We start from the raw sequence: 18,961 nt of genomic DNA, 5'->3' as shown, positions 1-18,961 counted from the left end.
CCGCGGCTAGGCAGCGGCCATGGCATTGATCGCACTCCTGCCGGGCGACGGCATCGGCCCCGAAGTCATCACCCAGGCGCGCCGCGTGCTCGACGCGCTCGATCTCGACCTGACCTATGAGGAGGCGCCGGTCGGCGGCGTCGCCTATCACAGCGTCGGCCATCCGCTGCCCGAGGCGACGCTCGACGTCGCGCGGCGTGCGGATGCACTGCTGTTCGGGGCGGTCGGCGATCCGACCTGCGATTCGCTCGAACGCGCGCTGCGCCCCGAACAGGCGATCCTCGGGCTGCGCAAGCATCTGTCGCTCTTCTCGAACCTGCGCCCGGCGACGCTGTTCGAGGGGCTGGAGGACGCCTCGGCGCTGAAGCCCGACGTCGCGCGCCAGATCGACCTCGTCATCGTCCGCGAACTCAACGGCGACGTCTATTTCGGCGAGAAGGGCCGCCGTACGACGGCCGCGGGTCATCGCGAAGGCTATGACATCATGAGCTACGACGAAACCGAGGTGCGGCGCATCGCCCGCGTCGGGTTCGAGACGGCGCGCAAGCGGCGCGGCCAGCTCTGCTCGGTCGACAAGGCCAACGTGCTCGAAACCTCGCAATTGTGGCGCGACGTGGTGATCGAGGTCGCCGCCGACTATCCCGACGTCACGCTGACCCATATGTACGTCGACAATGCCGCGATGCAGCTCGTGCGCAATCCCGGCCAGTTCGACGTGATCGTCACCGGCAATCTGTTCGGCGACATCCTGTCGGATCAGGCGTCGATGTGCGCCGGCTCGATCGGCATGCTGCCCTCGGCGAGCCTGGATGATGCGGGCAAGGGGCTGTACGAGCCGATCCACGGCTCGGCCCCCGATATCGCCGGACAGGGCAAGGCCAACCCCTGCGCCGCGATCCTGTCGGCGGCGATGATGCTGCGCCATTCGCTCGGGAACGGCGCGGCGGCGGACCGGATAGAGGCGGCGGTGGCACAGGCGATCCGTAACGGCGCGCGCACCGCCGATCTCGGCGGGACGATGAGCACGTCGGCAATGGGGGACGCCGTCCTCGCCGTCCTGTGAGCGCGCTGCTCGAGATCGCGGTCGTCATCCCGACGTTCAACGAACGCGCCAACGTGCCGACGCTGATCGCCAGGCTCGACGAGGCGCTGGCCGGGCGGCGCTGGGAAGCGATCTTCGTCGACGACGACAGCCCCGATGGCACTGCCGAGGCGGCGCGCGAGCTGGGGCGGGTCGATACGCGGGTGCGGGTGATCCATCGCATCGGCCGGCGCGGGCTATCGTCCGCCTGTATCGAGGGGATGTGCGCGACCGCCGCGCCGGTGGTCGCGGTGATCGACGGCGATCTGCAGCATGACGAGACGTTGCTGCCGAAGATGCTCGACCTGCTGCAGGCCGATGCCGATCTCGACGTCGTCGTCGGTTCGCGCTTCGTCGACGGCGGCGGGACCGGCGACTGGGACCGTGACCGTGTCGCCAAATCGGCGTTCGCGACCCGGCTGTCGCGCAAGGTGCTCAAGGGCGACCTCAGCGATCCGATGAGCGGCTTCTTCGCGATCCGCACCGCGCATGCGCGACGGCTCGCCCCCGAATTGTCGGCGATCGGCTTCAAGATCCTGCTCGACCTGATGACCGCCAGCGCCGAACCGCTGCGCTTCGCCGAACTGCCCTATACCTTCCGGGTGCGGACCGAGGGCGAGTCGAAACTCGATCACGTCGTCGCGATGGAATATCTGATCGCGCTCTACGACCGGATGTTCGGGCGGTTCGTGCCGGTACGCTTCGCGATGTTCTCGTGCATCGGCGTGCTCGGCGTCGGCGTGCATATGGGCGTGCTCGGCGTCGCGATGCTGTTCGGCGCGGCCTTCCTCGGCGCGCAGATCCTCGGCGCGCTGGCGGCGATGACGTTCAATTTCGCGCTCAACAACGCGCTGACCTATCGCGACCGGCGGCTGAAGGGCGTGCGGCAGTGGCTGGACGGCTGGGTGTCATTCTGCGTCGTCTGCTCGGTCGGGCTGGTCGCGAACGTCGGCATCGCCGCCTTCGTCCACGACGTCCACAACGAGGGCGCGGCGGCGTCCGCGCTCCTCGGAATTCTGGTGGGCGCGGTGTGGAATTACGCGCTGTCGTCGAAATTCGTATGGGGTCGGTACTGACGCGTTCGTCCGTTCGCCCTGAGTCTGTCGAAGGGCAGGTGAGTCTCACCGTGCTTCGACAGGCTCAGCACGAACGGTTTCGTCAGACCCAGCTCTTCAGCCACATCCAGCCATGGAACGATCCCGGCCCGCGCAGCGCCGCGGCGGACAGGATCGGGTGGAAGTGGACGAACAGCACCGCGCTCGCGGCGAGGAACGCCTCGTCCCAATAGCGCAGGCGCACCCGCCAGTGATCGAAGGCCGCGGCGATCGCCATCGCCAGCCAGATGCTCGACAGATAGTAATAATAATAGAAGCCCAACGACTTGGGGATGAGCGCCCACATCGCGACGCTGGCGATCCACAGCAAGGCGACACCGCCGGTCCGCGCGTCGCCGTCGCGCACCCACGCCGCGATCCCGGCGACCACCGCGACCAGCCCGCCCCACATCACCACCGGATTGCCGAGCATCAGAATGCCGCGCTGCGCGCCGTCCGCCGGCTCGTAGAAATACCAGACCGGCCGCCAGTCGAACGGCCACGTCCACCAGCTCGACTGATAGGTGTGCGGCGGCAGCACCTGCGTCTGCTGGCGGTACATGTCGAGCTGGAAGGGGAGCAGTCGCGCGAACGTCAACGGCTGGTCGGCATAGAGGAAGGCGGGCCAGAAGGTGGCGAAATAGGCGAGCATCGCCACGCCGCCGAGCAGCGGCAACGCGACCAGCGGATGCAGGCCCGGCCAGAGGTCCGGCCGCCGCCAGCGCGCGATCAGATAGGTCGCGCCGGCAAGGCCCAGATACGGCAGCGCGGTCCATTTCGTCCCCACCGCCAGCCCGAGCAGCAGCGCGCCGAGCAGCCACCGCCACCACACCGCCGCACCCCGCGCGCGCATCGCCCATAGCAGCGCGGCCAGTCCGGTGACGACGAAGGCCGCCATGAACCCGTCGAGCATCGCGATCCGCGCCTGCACGAAGACGGTGAAGTTGAGCAGCGTCAGCACCGCACCGATGCTCGCGGTGCGCACCCGCCCGAAGATCAGCCAGAGGATCGCGAACACACCCGTCACCACCGCGCTCGCCGCGACGGTCGATAGCGCGCGCCAGCCGAGCGGGCCGTCGCCGAAGATCGTCATCCCCAGCGCGATCAGCGTCTTGCCGAGCAAGGGATGCTCGATGTTCACCGGCCCGACCAGTCCGCGCAGCATCCGCGCCGCGGGGACGTAATGGACCTCGTCGAAGACGAGCACGTGCGGCGTGGTCAGCCGCCAGCAGAACAATATTTGCGCGACAAGGCCGATGGCGAGCGCGGCGGGCAGGGGGCGGGAGAAGAGGCGCACGTCGGTCTTGTCCTCGTGGAGGGGCGGCTTGGCAAGATCAACTCTCCGGATGCGGGAGGAGCAGGAAACCCGCAACGCTTGCGCCGCCCGCACCCGTCCGGCTAAGCGCATCGCATGAAGCGCAAGGCAGGACAGGACCGCTCGATCACCGCCAACTGGCGTCCGGCGACGCTCGCCATCCGTGGCGGCACGGCGCGCAGCGAATATGGCGAGACCAGCGAGGCGCTGTTCCTCACCTCGGGCTATACCTACGACAAGGCGGCCGATGCCGCGGCGCGTTTCGCCGGCGAGCAGGAGGGGATGACCTATTCCCGCCTCCAGAACCCGACTGTCGAGATGCTCGAACAGCGGATCGCGCTGCTCGAAGGTGCCGAGGCGTGCCGGACGATGGCGACCGGCATGGCGGCGATGACCGCGGCGCTGCTCTGCCAGTTGCAGGCCGGCGACCATCTTGTCGGTGGCCGCGCCGCCTTCGGCTCGTGCCGCTGGCTGACCGACACGTTGCTGCCCAAGTTCGGCATCGCGACGACGGTGGTCGATGCGCGCGACCCGCAGGCGTTCCTCGACGCGGTGCGGCCCGAGACGAAGGTCTTCTTCTTCGAAACGCCCGCCAATCCGACGATGGACGTCGTCGATCTGCGCGCCGTCTGCGGCATCGCGCGCGAGCGCGGCATCGTCAGCGTCGTCGACAATGCCTTCGCCACCCCGGCGCTCCAGCGGCCGATGGACTTCGGCGCCGACGTCACCGCTTATTCGGCGACCAAGATGATGGATGGGCAGGGCCGCGTGCTCGCCGGCGCGGTGTGCGGCAGCAAGGATTTCATCGACAACACCCTGCTGCCCTTCACCCGCAACACCGGTCCGACGCTGTCACCGTTCAACGCCTGGGTGGTGCTCAAGGGGCTCGAGACGCTCGACCTGCGCATCCAGCGCCAGTCGCAGAGCGCGATCACCGTCGGCCGCTTCCTCGAAGGCCGCGTGCCGCGCATCCTCCATCCCGGCCTGCCCAGCCATCCGCAGCACGACCTGGCGATGAGCCAGATGTCGGCGACCGGCCCGATCTTCGCGTTCGAGGTCGCCGATCGCGCGCAGGCGCACGGGCTGCTCGACGCGCTGGCGCTGATCGACATCTCTAACAACATCGGCGATTCGCGCTCGCTGATGACACACCCCGCCTCGACCACGCATGCCGGCGTCGCCGAGGACAAGCGGATCGAGATGGGGATCAACGAGGGCATGCTGCGCCTCAACGTCGGGCTGGAAGACCCGCAGGACCTGATCGACGATCTCGACCAGGCGCTGCGGCAGGTCGGTCTGTGAAGGAATTCTTCCCGCATGCCGCGACCACCGACGGGGTGACGGTACGCGTGGCGGTAAGCTATCTGCCCGAACAGTCCGAGCCGCGTCGTGGCCGCTGGTTCTGGGCCTATCACATCCGCATCGAGAATGAGTCGGCGCGGGCGGTGCAGTTGCTGACCCGTCATTGGGTGATCATCGACGGACGCGGTGCCCGCCATTCGGTGGAGGGCGAGGGTGTCGTCGGCGAGCAGCCGCTGATCGCGCCCGGCGCAAGCTTCGACTATGTCTCGGGCTGCCCGTTGCAGACGCCGAGCGGGGTGATGCAGGGCAGCTATCGGATGATCGACGAGGACGGTGCCTGCTTCGATGCGGCGATCCCCAAATTCGCGCTGCTCGCGTCGGCGGTCGAATCGTGAAGCGGACGCATCTGCCGCTCAACGGGCTGCGTGTGCTCGACGCCGCGGCGCGCCACCTGAGCTTCACCCGCGCCGCCGACGAGCTGGCGGTGACTCCCGCCGCGGTCGGCCAGCAGATCCGCGCGCTGGAGGATACGCTGGGTGTGGTCCTGTTCCGCCGCACTACGCGGGGGTTGGAGCTGACGCCCGAGGCAGACGCCGGGCTGGGTGCGCTGCGCGACGGCTTCCTCCAGTTCGAGGAGGCGGTCCGCGCGATGCAGGCCGGTCAATCGTCCAAATCGCTGACCATCGCCGCACCGCGCGACCTGACCGAGAAATGGCTGATGCCGCGGCTCGCCGAGGTCGCGCAGCGCGACGGCGAGTTGCGCTTCGTGCTGATCGCGGCGGACGATGCCGTCGATTTCACCGAAGCGAACCTCGACCTGGCGATCCGCTGGGGCGAAGGGCCGGGCGAGCATGAGGGCGAGGCGCTCGAGTCGGAGGGCATGGTGACGATCGCCGCGCCCGGCGCGGCGGAGACGCTGATCGCCTGGCCGGGCTGCCCCGGTGGCGACGGCCATGCGCTGGTCCGCGTCGCCGATGCGGGTCTTGCGATCGATGCGGCGGTGGCGGGGCTCGGCCGTGCGACGGTGTCCGAACTGCTCGCGGCGCGCGACATCGCCAACGGCAAGGTCGCGGTCGTCGGCGATCCGCAGCCGTCGCGCTGCGGCTATTGGCTGGTCGCGCCGCTGCCGCAATGGCGGCAGGCGAAGGTCCGGGCGCTGGTCGACGCGCTGACCGGGTGAGCGATACGCCGACGCTGACGACGGCGCGGCTGACGCTGCGGCCGTTGGCGCCGGACGACGCCGAGGCGCTGTTTCCCGCCATGGCGGACCCCGAGGTGATGCATTGGTGGTCGCGCGGACCGTTCGCGTCGGTCGAGGAGTTGCGCGCCTATTTCGCGGACATGCGACTAGGGCAGCGCGCCTGGGCGGCGGTGCGGGCGGGCGAGACGGCGGCGATCGGCTTCGTCTATGTCGGGGAGAGGCGGCCCGGGGTCAGCGAGATCGGCTATCTGTTCGCACGGGCGACGTGGGGCAGCGGCGTGGCGCGCGAATCGGTGAGCGCGGTGATCGCGCAGCTGTTCGGCGAGGGCACGCGGCGCCTGTTCGCCGATATCGATCCCGACGCGGTCGCCTCCGCACGGCTGCTGGAGCGGATCGGCTTCACGTGCGAGGGACGGCTGCGCGCCGAATGGCAGACGCATATCGGGGTGCGCGATACGTTGATCTACGCGATGTTGCGCAGCGAGTGGCTGGCGCGCGACGCCGCCATGTCAGGACGCCAATAGCCCCAGCGCGCGCGTGACCAGCGCCATCAGCCGGGGCTCGTCGACCGCGCCGTCGGCGCTGTGCCAGCTCGCGCAGATCGCATACCAGCGGCCGGTCCTCGTCTGCGCCAGCAGGTTGAGCGCGATGACGCCGGGTTCTGAGCCGCCCTTGAAGCCGACATAGGCGAAGCGCGTCGCGGTCGCGGGATCCACGCCGTGGTTGATCGACAGGATGTCGCGCACCACCGGGCCGGCATCGCGGAGATCGGCGAGCAGGCGTGCCATGTCGCGCGGGGCGGCGAACCATTCGACGGTCTCGCTGGCCAGCGGACCCGAGGAGAACATCAGCGGGTCGAGACGGGCGGCGTCGAGCCGCGTCGCTTCGGTCGCCAGCAGCGCGCGCCGACCCGCGGCGTCCGCCGCGGTCCAGGCGGCGGTGAGTGCGGGGTTGGCCTTGATCGCGAAGGCTTCGCGGGTGGTCAGGACCGGGCCGGTGGCGCCGTATCGCTTCGCCATCGCATCCACCTCGCCGCGGCCGAGCAGGCGGACCAGCGTGTCGGTGGCGGTGTTGTCGCTGATCGAGATCATCAGCGTCGCCAGTGTCTGGAGCGTCACCGGCGTGGTTCGCGGCCAGTTTTGGAGGATGCCGGAGGGGAGCGACGGCGGCCCGACCGTCACGACGTCGTCCCAGTGGCGCGTCCCCGCCGCGACCTGCCGCGCCGCCTCGGCGAGGACCCAGAGCTTGAACGCCGAGCCGAGCGGGGCGGGGGTGTCGGCGCGGGTTTCGGCGAGCGGCGCAGGTTGCGGGCCGTCGAGCGCGTAGATGCCGACCTGCGCGATGCCGGGCAAGGCGGCGAGGTCGGCCTGCACCTTGGCGGGCGTGTCGCCGCGCAAGTCGGTGCCGGTGATCAGCAGGCCGGCGATCGCATGCGGCGCGGCGGGATCGAGCGACAGGCGCAGCGTCGCGGTGCCGCGGTCATAGTCGATCACCGCCGTCGCCGCCCAGCGGCCGGCGGGATCGAGGCGGGCGACGCGGCGCGGCTCGCCGAGCGTGGCGCGCAATTGCGCGGCGAGGGCGGTCCATTGCGCGGACGGTACCGCCTGGCGGAAGGCGGCGGTGAAGAGGGTGTCATAGCCGGGGCGGCCGGCGAGCACCGGGATCAGCGCGGTGGCGCGGGTGCGGACCGCTGGGTCTGCCACGGGGGCAGCCGCGGCGGCGGGGGGCGTCTGTGCCGATGCCGCCAGCGGCGTCAGGGCGAGCAGTGCCATCGCCGTCAGCGCGATCAGTTCTTGAGCTTCCAGCCTCGCTTGAGCAGCTGATAGCATAAGACCCCCAGTGCGATGTCCACCGCGAGGATCGCGATGCTGCCGACCATGATGGGCGAATCGGCGGTGCCGAGGAAGCCGTATCGGAAGCCGGAGATGATGTAGAAGAAGGGATTGGCGTGGCTGAACGCGCGGAAGGCGGGGGCGAGCCGGTCGACCGAGTAGAAGGTGCCCGACAGCAGCGACAGCGGCGCGATGACGAAATTGGTTACCGCGGCGGCATGGTCGAACTTTTCCGCCCAGATCGAGGTCAGCACGCCGAGGAACGACAGGAAGGCGGCGCCGAGCAGGCCGAACCACAGGATCGCCAGCGGATGCGTCGGCGTGACGTGGACGCCGGGGTAGAGCGCCATTGCGCACCAGCAGATGAAGCCGACGATGAACGCCCGCGTCATCGCGCCCCCGACCAGCGCGGCGAGCAATTCCCACGTCGACAGAGGCGGTTGCAGGTAATCGACGATCGTCCCCTGGATCTTGCCGACGAGCAGCGAGAAGCTGGCGTTGGCGAAGGCGGGGCCCATCATCCCCTGGCTGATGATGAGGCCGGGGGCGATGAAATCGGCGAAGGGGACGGTGATGCCGCCGACCACGACCGGGCTTTTCGCGCCGGTGGCGATGGTGAAGACGATCAGGAACAGCAACGTGGTGATCGATGGCGCCCACACCGTCTGGAGGTGGACCTTGAAGAACCGGCGCACCTCCTTCACATAGAGGGTCTTCAGGCCGCCCCAGTTCACGTTCCGGATGACCGGAACGCCGGGTGCGGACCGGATTGCCGATTGGATCTCGCCGATTGGGGGCTGGCTGCTCATGGCCGAAGCGGGTAACCGCAGCCGCAGCCGCCCGCAACCCGGCGCAAGTGTAAGGAACGTGATAATGTCCTGGACCGACGAGCGGATCGACACGCTCAAGACGATGTGGGAGGCGGGGCAGACCGCCAGCCAGATCGCCGAGGCGCTGGGCGGCGTCAGTCGCAACGCGGTGATCGGCAAGGCCCACCGCCTGGGCCTCCAGTCGCGCCCGTCGCCGGTGAAGCCGAACGAGCCGGTCGCCGCGGCGCCGGTGCCCGACGTGCCGCTGCCCGAGGCCGAGCCCGAACCCGCGCCGCCACCGGTGGTCGCGGCGCCCCCGGCCCCCCCGCGTCCGGCGCCGGAGCCGGTCGTCGCGGCCGATGCCGACGAGGACGAGGATGACGTCGTCGAGGACGATGCGGACGAGGAGGAGGACGAAGAGGTCGTCGCCGCCCCCAAGCGCGAGCCGCAGCCGATCCTGCGCTCGGTCGGTCCCGGCGGGTTCGTCCGCCAGTCGCCCGGCGAGCAGCAGCCGCCCTCCACTCCGGCGCCGCCGCGCCGGCTGGTGCCCGCCAAGCCGTCGCCCGAGATCGCCGGCAAGACGACGCTGCTCGATCTCAACGACCGGATCTGCAAATGGCCGCTCGGCCATCCCGGCGAACCGGACTTCCACTTCTGCGGCGACAAGGTGAACCCCGGTTTCCCGTATTGCGTCGCGCATTGCGGCCACGCCTATCAGGCGCAGCTGCCGCGCCGCGACCGGCGTCCGCCGCCGCCGCTGCCGTTCGGTGGCCCGCGCGTGCGTTGAGCCATCGCGATTTGGGTGTGAAGGAGGCCGCTTCCCGCGAGGGGGCGGCCTTTTTCTTTGCTGGTGGTGGCGTGGGCTTGAATCGCCGGGGGAAATCCACTTGGCACTTGCTGACGGGGGAGGACTTCACTCCGGCCGCTGGATGTCGATCCGCCTAAAAAATGCTGTCGTCCCTTTCTCGTGTTCCCGCGAAGGCGGGAACCCAGGGCCAAGCGAAACAACATCTTATAGCGTGCGTAACTCCTGGGCTCCCGCCTGCGCGGGAGCACTGGGGGAGGTTTGCGGCGGTGCCGCGAAGCTTGGGGTCCGGTTAGGATAAAGCGTCGTAAGTTATTCCAAAGCTTCGCCCGACTGGGCCCCGGCCTACGCCGGGGTACTCGCTCGGGGTGTCGGGGACCGACCTTCGCATAGGGCTTGCGGGAGGCCGAGGGACCACGTCCATGTTGGACGACATGGACAACATGGACACCTTAACGGAAACGATCGGCTTCCATCGTTTCCAAATCTGTCATGATCGTGGTGCGGCGATGAGAAAGAGCGTCGTCGCGGGAGATATCACGTGCCCGGCGTGTAGGACAGACCGCGGTCCGCCGACGTGATGCACGCAGCGAAAAGGGACCGGCTTCCCGCGAAGCCGATCCCTTTCGAACGGGCGTGACGATCGCGCTTAGAAGCGGAAGGCCGCCGTCGCGCGCAGCGAATGCCAGCGGAACTTCTCGTCCGAGCGACGGAAGTCGGTCGTGGTGCCGCCGACGACGAACGGGTTGGTCGCGGGCGCGCTGCCCTGCGCCACGCGGACGCGGGCGTCGTCGTCGTTATACTGGTGGTAGGTGTATTCCATACCGACCGAGAAATGCTCGCCGAGCTTCTGCTCGATGCCGCCGCCGCCGACGATGCCGAACTGCTTGCGCTTGCCCGACTGGGTGAAGGCGTTCGCAGTGTTGGTCGAGGTGAAGCTGCGGTCGATATTGGCATAGCCCGGACCGAAGGTGCCGTAGAACAGCGTCGTGCCGGGCGCATAGCCGACGCGGCCGCGGATGCTCGCTTCCCACTTCACGTCGCGGGTCATCACGTAATTGGCCGGCGTGGTCGAGAAGCCGCTGACGCTGTCGGTGATCTCGGTCTTGCCGAACTCGCCGAGCGCACCGATCACGATGTTGCCGGTCTGCGAGTCCATGCCGATACGGCCATAATAGGACCAGCCGTCCTTGTCGTTGGCGCAGCCGGCGGGCAGCGGCGTCGCGGCGCGGGCGCGGCCGTTGCAGAAACCCGGAGTGAAGGCGTTGCCGCCGTTCGCGATCACCGTGTCGCCGAAGCTGCCGTTCGAGCCGCGGTCAAACAGGATCGTCGAACCGGTGTCGTTGGGCTGGACGTCATAGCCGCCGGCGGCGCCGACATAGATGCCCGAGAACGGCGCCGGATCGCCGGCGTCCTGCGCCTGGGCGGCGGTGGCGAAGGTGACGGCGGCGAGGGCGCCGAGCAGAAGGGTGGTACGCATAGTCTCTCCCGGAGTGTTTGCAGCAGCTCAGGAACGTGCGGGATGCCGTTGATATGCATCAGCATTTTGATTCACTTAAAGTGTGGCTTTCATGCATCAGCATAGACATATTCGAGCAACATGAGGCGGCTGCATCGCTATTGCCCGGCGCTGGTATCGGCGGCGATGTTCCCTTATGGTTCCCGGTAATGGCCAAAGACCTTTTTGCGTCCGCCGCGGCGCCCGAGAGCAATTACGACGCATCTTCGATCGAGGTGCTGGAGGGACTTGAACCCGTCCGCCGTCGCCCCGGCATGTACGTCGGCGGCACCGACGAGCGCGCGCTGCACCATCTCGCCGCCGAAGTGCTCGACAATGCGATGGACGAGGCGGTCGCCGGCCATGCGACGCGGATCGAGGTGACGCTGGAGCCGGGCAACCGCCTGACGATCACCGACAATGGCCGCGGCATTCCGGTCGATCCGCACCCCAAGTTTCCCGACAAGAGCGCGCTCGAGGTGATCCTGTCGACGCTGCACTCGGGCGGCAAGTTCGCCGGCAAGGCCTATGCGACCAGCGGCGGCCTGCACGGCGTCGGCGTATCCGTGGTCAACGCGCTGTCGTCGGACACGCTGGTCGAGGTGGCGCGCGAGCGGCAGCTCTACCGCCAGCGGTTCAGCCGCGGCGTGACGCAGGGGCCGCTGGAGCATGTCGGCGCGGCGCCCAACCGGCGCGGCACCTCGGTCGCCTTCACCCCCGATACCGAGATCTTCGGGCCGGAGCTCGCGTTCAAGCCCAAGCGCCTCTACCAGCTCGCGCGGTCGAAGGCCTATCTGTTCGCCGGCGTCGAGATCCGCTGGCATTGCGCGCCCGAGCTGGTCGAGGGGACCGACACCCCGGCCGAGGCGGTGTTCCAATTCCCCGGCGGCCTCGCCGACCACCTCAAGGAACAGGTCGGCGGGCGCGAGTGCGCGACGTCGGACTTTTTCGCGGGCAATCAGGATTTCCCCGGCGCACAAGGCCGTGTCGAATGGGCGGTCGCCTGGCCGTTGTGGAGCGACGGCAGCTACAGCTGGTATTGCAACACGATCCCGACCCCCGACGGCGGCACGCACGAACAGGGGCTGCGCCAGGCGCTGGTGCGCGGCCTGCGCGCCTTCGGCGAGCTGATCCACCAGAAGAAGGCCAAGGAGATCACCGCCGACGACGTGATGGTCGGCAGCGAGCTGATGCTCAGCGTCTTCATCCGCGATCCGCAATTCCAGAGCCAGACCAAGGACCGCCTCACCAGCCCGGAGGCGGCGGGGCTGGTCGAAAAGGCGGTGCGCGACCATTTCGACCATTGGCTCGGCCACAATATGGACCGCGGCAAGGCGCTGCTCGGCTATGTCCTCGAACGGATGGACGAGCGGCTGCGCCGCAAGCAGGAGCGCGAGGTCAAGCGCAAGACCGCGACCAGCGCGCGCAAGCTGCGCCTGCCCGGCAAGCTGACCGACTGCGCCAACGACGGCAACGAGGGCACCGAGCTGTTCATCGTCGAGGGCGATTCGGCGGGCGGCTCGGCGAAACAGGCGCGCGACCGCAAGACGCAGGCGATCCTGCCGATCCGCGGAAAGATCCTCAACGTCGCCAGTGCGACGAGCGCCAAGATCGTCGCCAATCAGGAGATCGCCGACCTGATCCAGGCGCTGGGCTGCGGGACGCGCAAGGAGTGCGACGCGAGTCAACTGCGCTACGAGCGCGTCGTCATCATGACCGACGCCGACGTCGACGGTGCGCATATCGCGACGTTGCTGATGACCTTCTTCTTCCAGGAGATGCCCGATCTGGTGCGGCGCGGGCATCTGTATCTGGCGCAGCCGCCGCTCTACCGGCTGACGGTCGGCGCCAAGTCGCTGTACGCGCGCGACGATGCGCATCGCGCCGAGCTGGAGAAGACCGCGTTCAAGGGCAAGAAGGTCGAGGTGGCGCGGTTCAAGGGGCTCGGCGAGATGAATCCGGGGCAGCTTCGCGAGACGACGATGGACCCCAAGACGCGCGGCATGATCCGCATCACCCTGCCGCAGGAATATGAGGAGCGCGCCGGGGTGAAGGACCTCGTCGACCGGCTGATGGGCAACAATCCGGCGCACCGCTTCGCCTTCATCCAGGAGAATGCGGCGCGGCTGGACGAGGAGGCGATCGACGCGTGATCGGGTTGTGGTTGCTTATGGTCGTTTGTGTTTGACCTGACCTTGCCTAGCTCATCCCGTCACCCCGGACTGGTTCCGGGGTCTACTCTGCGGCGAGGAGAAAGGCTTGAGGTGATACCCTGCTCTTGCGGACCGGTGGCCCCCGGAACAAGTCCGGGGTGACGGCTTCAAAGTGGTGATTGCTCGAACCTCGGTAGTCCCATCGGTCGCGTGGGATGACGCGCCGTCAGCGCTGGGCGGCGCCATCCCGGGTTTCGCATTCCGCTTTGTGGAGCAAATGGATCGTCTCGTCCTCCTCGCACACGACGAAGCCGATGTCCTCGAGCGCAAGCTTGAGGTGGATGCGCGTGAGGTGATCCCCCTCCTCGAAGGCGAAGACAGAGTCGGCAGGATCGATCATCCGCGTCCAACTCCACCCATTTGTCGCCGTTCCACCCATTAACCACTTAAATAGGTTAAATAAGACGAACGGATAACCTCAATGTGGCGGCCATTGCGGCGGCGGCGAGGGCATATCGCGCGCCTGGAGCCGGCCGTGCGAGAAGCCGGCGTGCCAGGCGGCGAGGATCAGCACCGAGCTGTGATCGAACGGGCAATCGCGCGCGCTGCCGTCGACGCCGGAGAGGCGGCCGTCCTCGAAGGCGGTCTGCAGGTCGGCGAGATGGCCGGGGGCGGGGGGCTGGGTCATGCTTCCCGATCCGCCTAGCGCCGCACCGGGCCGGGGCGGAAGGTGCGCGGATCGGCGGGGGCCTCGGTCCCGTCGGGCGTGTCGAACAGATGTTCGAGCATCGCCGCCATCGCGGTATAGCCCTTGCCGGTCAGCCGGACGCGGACGCGGCGATGATCGGTCGGGTCGGGGTGGCGCGACAGCAGTTCGGCCTCCTGCAACCGGTCGATGCGGCGCATCGCGCTGGTCGTGCTCTCGCCGGACATCAGCGTCAGGTCCTTGACGTACAGCCGCTCGCCGGTGCCGGCGGCGACGAACAGGTCGATCATCATGTCCCAGGCGGGATCGACAAGCAGGTCGCGCGGCAGGAAGTGGCTCATCCGCGCCCGCAGCTGACGGGCCTGACGTGCGCGGGCGAGCAGCACGGGCGAGAAGGTCGCGGTGGCGTCACCGCCATCGAGCGGGGTGGCGCCGGCGAGGGCGGCGTGGTCGAGGGGCGGGCTCATCGTTCGCGCAGCGCCTCCTGCGCACGGTTGAGGGGTTTGAGCAGATATTGCAGCACGGTCTTGCTGCCGGTGTGGATGTCGACGGTGGCGACCATGCCGGGGGTAATCGGAAAGCGGCGGCCGGCCTTGTTGGTCAGCGAATCCGATTTGGTGCGGACGAAGACGCGGTAATAGAGCACGTCGGGCTTCACCTCGTCGCGGATCGTGTCGGGCGAGATGGTGGTGACGACGCCGTCGAGGCCGCCGTAGATCGAATAGTCATAGGCCGTGACCTTGACCTTGGCGGCCTGGCCGGGACGGATGAAGGCGATGTCGCGCGGCTGGATGCGCGCCTCGATCAGCAGGCGTTCGTCGAGCGGCACGATCTCCATGACCTTGCCGTTGGGCGGAATGACGCCGCCGATCGTCGACACCTCGATGTTCTTGACCACGCCGCGCACGGGCGAGCGCAGCGTGAGGCGGCTCAGCGTGTCGGAGCGGCCGCGGACGACGGGGCCGAGCGAGTCGACCTGTTCCATGACCTTGGCGAGGTCCTGCCGCGCCTCGACCATATATTGCGAGCGCAGGTCGGCCTTCTTGAGTTCGAGCTCGGCGCGCTGGCGTTGCAGGCGCAGCACCTCGACGTTGCTCGCCGCGCCGACGGTGATCAGCGACTGGCCGATCGACACTTCGCGGCCGATCAGCGCGAGGCTCTGGTCGATCAACTGGATCGAGGATTGCAGGCTGCGGCGGCGGGTCTCGTAGAGGCTGGTTTCCGCCGCCTTGAGCTCGGGAAAGCGGTCGAGTTCGGGGGAGAAGCGCAGCGGCGTATCGTTGGCCTCGGCTTGCAGCCGGCCGGCGCTGGCGAGCGCGGCGCGGTATTTCGCGGCGCTTTCCTCGACGGTGGAGCCCGCCTGCGTCGGGTCGAGCTGCGCGAGCAACTGGCCGGGTTTGACGATATCGTCCTGATGGACGAGCAATTTGGCGAGGATGCCGCCCTCGAGCGATTGCAGCACCTGTTCGCGGCTGGTCGGCACGACGCGCGCCTCGCCGGTCGCGACCTCGTCGAGGCTGGCGAACCAGGCCCAGCCGAGCGCGGCGACGAACAGGGCGGCGAGCAGCCAGATCAGGCGGGTCGCGGTGAGGCGCGCGGCCTCGCCGTCGCCGCCGAACAGATGGTCGTCGTCGGCGGTGATGCTGGTCATGCCGCTGCACTCCTTGTGCCACGCATCGTGGCGAGGATCTGGTCGCGCGGGCCGTCGAGGATGACGCCGCCCTGGTCGATGATGATGATGCGGTCGACGATATCGAGCATCCGCATCCGGTGGGTGGCGACGACGAGCGTCCGGTCGCGGCCCCATTCGCCGAGTCGCTGGATGAAGTGGCGTTCGGTGGCCTCGTCCATCGCCGCGGTCGGCTCGTCGAGCAGCGCGACCATCGGCTGGCGGAGCAGCAGCCGGGCGAGCAGCAGCGCCTGCACCTGCCCGCCCGACAGGCCACGCCCGCCCTCCTGCACGACATGGCCGAGGCCGTCGCGCATCCGGCGGAGCATCGCGTCGGCCCCGACCATGGCGAGCACCGCCATGATCTCGGTATCGGATACCGACGGGGCGCCGAGGGTCAGGTTCTCCCGCAGCGTGCCGTGGAACAGCCGGCTCGACTGGGTGAGCAGTCCGACGTCGCGGCGGACGTCGGCGGGATCGATCTGGTGCAGCGCGAGTCCGTCGAGCAGCACCTCGCCCGAGACGGGTTGCAGCATGCCCGACAGGCCCTGGAGCAGGGTCGACTTGCCGGCACCGTTGCGGCCGAGCAGCGCGATCCGTTCGCCCGCGGCGATCTCCAGCCCGGCGACGGTGAGTGCGGGCGGCGCGTTGGGATCGGCATAGGTGAACACCGCCGAACGCAGGGTGAAGGCGCCGGTGACCGCGGGCAGCGGGATGCGGTGGTCGGCGTCGGCGCTATCGACCGGCAGGGCCATGATCTGGTTGAGGCTGCCCATCGCAACCTTGGCGTGCTGCCAGCGGCCGAGCAATTGCGTCACCTGTGCCATCGGCGCCATCATCCGCGAGCCGAGGATCGAGGTGGCGACGAGCACGCCGGTGGTAATGCTGCCCGAGATCACCAGCGGCGCGCCGACGAAGATGATCGCGGCATAGACGCCGTTCTGCACGCTTTGCGTCCACACCGACAGGCCGTTGGTGAGGCCACGCAGGCGCAATTGCGCTTCGCCGGCGACGGCATTGTAGTGGTTCCACTGCTGGTGGAAGCGGTCCTCCGCCTGGAGCGCCTTGATGTCCTCGATGCCCTGTACCGCCTCGACCAGCATCGCATTGCGCAGCGAGGATTCGCGCATCGACTCGGTCGCCAGCATGCGCAGCCGGCGCTGGGCGAGCAGGCCGGGAAGCAGGAGCAGGACGAGCGCGACGACCGGCACCAGCGCGAGCAGGCCGCCGATGTACCAGAGCAAGCCGAGGAACATCAGGAAGAAAGGAAGGTCGGCGACGGTGGCGATCGTCGTCGAGGTGAGCATGTCGCGGACCTGGTCGAGGTCGCGGAGCTGGGCGATGAAGGTGCCGGTCGAGGCCGGGCGCGACTGGTTGCGGACGCGCAGCGCGTGGCCAAAGACCCGGTCGGAGATGCGCAGATCGGCACGCTTGCCGAGCACGTCGACGATGTTGGTGCGCAGCCGCCGCAAGGCGAAGTCGAAGGCGATCGAGACGAGCACGCCGACGAACAGGATGGTCAGCGTCGGGATCGACGCCGCGGGCACGACGCGGTCGTAGACCTGCATCGAGAACAGCACGCCGGCGAGGCCGAGCAGGTTGGTGACGACCGAAGCGACCATGACATGGCCGTAGGCGGGGGCGTCGCGCATCAGGATCTGGCGCAGCCAGTGATCCTCGAACGGGCGGATATAGGTGTCGACGCGCGCGTCGGGCGAGGAGCGCGACGGTCGTGGCACGACGAAGCCGGTGGCGGCGGCGCGCAGCTCGGCCAGCGACAGGCGGGTCTGGCCGCCGCGGTCGCCGGGCAGCACCAGCCGCGCCTGATCGTCGCCGTCGATGCCGTCGATCAGGGCGATCTCGCCATCGGCGAGGCGGACGATCATCGGCAGGCGCCAGCCGCTGAGCTTGACCTCCTGCGGCGTCGAGAAGCGGACGGTGAGACCGGTGGCGCGGGCGAGCGCGAGGATGCGCGCGTCCTCGTCGCCGCCGAGATCCCATTGCGCGGCAAGGCGCGCACGCTGTTCGGAGACAGGCAGGCGATAGTGGCGGGCGACGCGGGCGAGCAGTTCGAGCCAGCCGTCGACGGCGACGGGCGCCGCCGGAGCGATCGCGGCGGTCACAGCGTCACCCCACGCACCGAGGTGCCCGAGAGGCCGAAGGCGTCGCGCATCCGGCCCGAGACGTAGAGGCAGTCGATCTGCAGGCGGCGCAGGTTCTGGGTGGTGTTGACCGCGTCGAAGCGCACCTGTTGCAGCTCCTGTTCGGCGTTGAGCAGATCGACCAAGGTGCGGGTTCCCATTTCGAGATACTGAATGCGGTAGAGGCGGCCGGTCTCGCGCATATTGTCCTCGCGCGAGGCCAGCGTGGTGGCGAGGCGGGAGAGGCTGTCGATCTGCTGCTGCGCCTCGGCGAGCTGCTGGCTGCTCTCGTTGCGGACGCGCCGCGCGCTCGCCTCGGCGGCGTCGAGGCGATAGGCGGCGCTGCGCACCCGCGCCTTGGTGAGGCCGCCGGCGAAGATGTTGCTCGTGACGCGCAGGCCGAAATTGTAGATGCTGCGGTCGCCGAACGGCGAATTGACGTCGGTCGAGGCATCGCCGCCGAACGACAGCGTCGGATAGCGGTCGGCGCGGCTGCGGCGCAGGTTGGCGGCGGCGCGCTCGGTCTCGGCATCGGCGGCGGCGACCGCGGGCACGCTCTGCCACGACGGCGCGGGGCCGGCGCAGCCCTGCATCAGCCAGCCGGGTACGTCGGCGGCGACGCCGGCGGGCGCGGGATGGCCGAGCAGGAAGGCGAGGTTGCTGGTCCAGCGCCGCTCCTCCGCCTCGACCTGGGTGAGGCTGGCCTCGGCCGCCTCGACGCGGGCCTGCGCCTGCAAGGCGTCCGACCGGGTAGCGGCGCCCATCGTCGAGCGCTGGCCGACGAGTGCGCTGATCTGGCGGATGCGATCGGCCTGATCGCGGGCGATGGCCCGCTGCGCGGTGGCCCGCTGCAGTTCGATGATCGCATAAGCGGTGTCGCGGACCAATGTGTCGACCGCGAGCAGCATCTCGGCGCGGCTGGCGCGGGTGCCGGCGCGGGCGGCGGCGACGTCGCTCGACACCTTGCCGAAGTCGTAGAGCATCTGCGACGCGCTGAATTGCGGGCGTGGCGACCAGGTGCCCGACACGCGGCTGTCATAGCCGCTGCCGAGCCCGGCGCTGACCGTCGGCAGATAGCCGGCGCGTGCCGCGGCGACCTCCTCGCCGCTGGCGGCAAGCGTGCCGGCGGCCTCGATCACCGAGGGATGCCAGGCGACGGCGTCGCGCGCGGCGCTTTCCAGCGTGACCGGGACGGGCGCATCCGCGGCCATGCCGCTGCCTGCGAGGGCGACGGTCATCACCGCGCCCGTCGCAGCCAATAGTCTGGGTAACCGTCTCGGGAAACGCATCGCAACCGGGTCCTCTCTTGCCGTGCAAAAGAGGCCCGGTTGCTTAACAAAGAGTAGAATTCAGCC

The 18,961-nt window shown here is 68.9% G+C and carries 18 protein-coding genes; 8 read left to right on the top strand and 10 right to left on the bottom strand.

Annotated features, from left to right (window positions below; translation table 11 throughout):
* Positions 1-19 precede the first annotated feature (19 nt).
* Both leuB and MC45_RS10025 read left to right on the top strand, forming a co-directional pair.
* Positions 20-1,063 (top strand): 3-isopropylmalate dehydrogenase, encoded by a 1,044-nt coding sequence (gene leuB, locus MC45_RS10030; protein ID WP_038662535.1) that lies wholly within the window; start codon positions 20-22, stop codon positions 1,061-1,063.
* On the top strand, positions 1,060-2,157 hold the full coding sequence (locus MC45_RS10025; protein WP_038662532.1) for a glycosyltransferase family 2 protein: 1,098 nt from the start codon (positions 1,060-1,062) through the stop codon (positions 2,155-2,157). Before leuB ends, MC45_RS10025 begins: the two co-directional genes overlap by 4 nt.
* A gap of 82 nt (positions 2,158-2,239) precedes the next feature.
* On the opposite strand, the gene MC45_RS10020 is transcribed toward MC45_RS10025, so the two are convergent.
* Complete coding sequence (locus tag MC45_RS10020; RefSeq protein WP_038662529.1) at positions 2,240-3,472, bottom strand: phospholipid carrier-dependent glycosyltransferase; 1,233 nt, start codon at positions 3,470-3,472, stop codon at positions 2,240-2,242.
* A gap of 114 nt (positions 3,473-3,586) precedes the next feature.
* Here MC45_RS10020 and MC45_RS10015 point away from each other — a divergent pair, with 114 nt between their 5' ends.
* Genes MC45_RS10015 through MC45_RS10000 form a run of 4 tightly spaced genes read left to right on the top strand, consistent with a single transcriptional unit; the run spans position 3,587 to position 6,517 of the window.
* Positions 3,587-4,792, top strand: a complete 1,206-nt coding sequence (locus MC45_RS10015; RefSeq protein WP_038662526.1) for a trans-sulfuration enzyme family protein — start codon at positions 3,587-3,589, stop codon at positions 4,790-4,792.
* Positions 4,789-5,187: a Co2+/Mg2+ efflux protein ApaG gene (apaG, locus tag MC45_RS10010; protein WP_038662524.1), complete on the top strand. Its 399-nt coding sequence runs from the start codon at positions 4,789-4,791 to the stop codon at positions 5,185-5,187. The genes MC45_RS10015 and apaG overlap by 4 nt, the downstream gene beginning before the upstream one ends.
* Positions 5,184-5,972 (top strand): LysR family transcriptional regulator, encoded by a 789-nt coding sequence (locus MC45_RS10005; protein ID WP_038662521.1) that lies wholly within the window; start codon positions 5,184-5,186, stop codon positions 5,970-5,972. Before apaG ends, MC45_RS10005 begins: the two co-directional genes overlap by 4 nt.
* Positions 5,969-6,517 carry a GNAT family N-acetyltransferase gene (locus MC45_RS10000; RefSeq protein ID WP_038662518.1) on the top strand — a complete coding sequence of 183 codons (549 nt, stop codon included), beginning with the start codon at positions 5,969-5,971 and terminating at the stop codon, positions 6,515-6,517. Before MC45_RS10005 ends, MC45_RS10000 begins: the two co-directional genes overlap by 4 nt.
* Here MC45_RS10000 and MC45_RS09995 read toward each other — a convergent pair.
* Both MC45_RS09995 and MC45_RS09990 read right to left on the bottom strand, forming a co-directional pair.
* On the bottom strand, positions 6,503-7,765 hold the full coding sequence (locus MC45_RS09995; protein ID WP_245640700.1) for a serine hydrolase: 1,263 nt from the start codon (positions 7,763-7,765) through the stop codon (positions 6,503-6,505). The two genes, MC45_RS10000 and MC45_RS09995, sit on opposite strands and share 15 nt — an antisense overlap.
* Positions 7,766-7,779: 14 nt before the next feature.
* A complete protein-coding gene (locus tag MC45_RS09990; RefSeq protein ID WP_038662513.1) occupies positions 7,780-8,634 on the bottom strand; it encodes an ABC transporter permease in 855 nt (284 codons plus the stop codon).
* A gap of 64 nt (positions 8,635-8,698) precedes the next feature.
* Here MC45_RS09990 and MC45_RS09985 point away from each other — a divergent pair, with 64 nt between their 5' ends.
* A complete protein-coding gene (locus tag MC45_RS09985; protein ID WP_038662510.1) occupies positions 8,699-9,421 on the top strand; it encodes a GcrA family cell cycle regulator in 723 nt (240 codons plus the stop codon).
* A 667-nt stretch (positions 9,422-10,088) separates the two neighbouring features.
* Here MC45_RS09985 and MC45_RS09980 read toward each other — a convergent pair.
* Positions 10,089-10,919 carry an outer membrane beta-barrel protein gene (locus tag MC45_RS09980; RefSeq protein WP_038662507.1) on the bottom strand — a complete coding sequence of 277 codons (831 nt, stop codon included), beginning with the start codon at positions 10,917-10,919 and terminating at the stop codon, positions 10,089-10,091.
* Between the two features lie 188 nt (positions 10,920-11,107).
* Between MC45_RS09980 and parE the strand changes: the two genes are divergently transcribed.
* Positions 11,108-13,090: a DNA topoisomerase IV subunit B gene (gene parE / locus MC45_RS09975; RefSeq protein ID WP_038662504.1), complete on the top strand. Its 1,983-nt coding sequence runs from the start codon at positions 11,108-11,110 to the stop codon at positions 13,088-13,090.
* 226 nt (positions 13,091-13,316) lie between these two features.
* Here the strand turns inward: parE and MC45_RS19305 are convergent, their stop codons facing one another.
* The 6 genes from MC45_RS19305 to MC45_RS09950 form a co-directional block, all read right to left on the bottom strand.
* A complete protein-coding gene (locus MC45_RS19305; protein WP_156143816.1) occupies positions 13,317-13,490 on the bottom strand; it encodes a hypothetical protein in 174 nt (57 codons plus the stop codon).
* A 78-nt stretch (positions 13,491-13,568) separates the two neighbouring features.
* Positions 13,569-13,778 carry a hypothetical protein gene (locus tag MC45_RS09970; protein WP_038662501.1) on the bottom strand — a complete coding sequence of 70 codons (210 nt, stop codon included), beginning with the start codon at positions 13,776-13,778 and terminating at the stop codon, positions 13,569-13,571.
* Positions 13,779-13,792: 14 nt separating this feature from the next.
* Positions 13,793-14,263 (bottom strand): MarR family winged helix-turn-helix transcriptional regulator, encoded by a 471-nt coding sequence (locus tag MC45_RS09965; RefSeq protein WP_052075607.1) that lies wholly within the window; start codon positions 14,261-14,263, stop codon positions 13,793-13,795.
* Entirely contained in the window at positions 14,260-15,447 is a 1,188-nt protein-coding gene (locus tag MC45_RS09960) for an HlyD family type I secretion periplasmic adaptor subunit (RefSeq protein WP_038662497.1), read from the bottom strand. The genes MC45_RS09965 and MC45_RS09960 overlap by 4 nt, the downstream gene beginning before the upstream one ends.
* Positions 15,444-17,588, bottom strand: coding sequence for a type I secretion system permease/ATPase (locus MC45_RS09955; protein WP_052075606.1), 2,145 nt, complete (start codon positions 17,586-17,588; stop codon positions 15,444-15,446). The genes MC45_RS09960 and MC45_RS09955 overlap by 4 nt, the downstream gene beginning before the upstream one ends.
* Complete coding sequence (locus MC45_RS09950) at positions 17,585-18,844, bottom strand: TolC family protein (RefSeq protein WP_052075813.1); 1,260 nt, start codon at positions 18,842-18,844, stop codon at positions 17,585-17,587. Before MC45_RS09950 ends, MC45_RS09955 begins: the two co-directional genes overlap by 4 nt.
* Positions 18,845-18,961 lie beyond the last annotated feature (117 nt).

The sequence above is a fragment of the Sphingomonas taxi genome (assembly GCF_000764535.1).
GTDB classification, from domain to species: Bacteria; Pseudomonadota; Alphaproteobacteria; order Sphingomonadales; family Sphingomonadaceae; genus Sphingomonas; species Sphingomonas taxi.
Note: the sequence above shows the minus strand (reverse complement) of the source record. Positions and strands in the feature narration are given on the sequence as shown.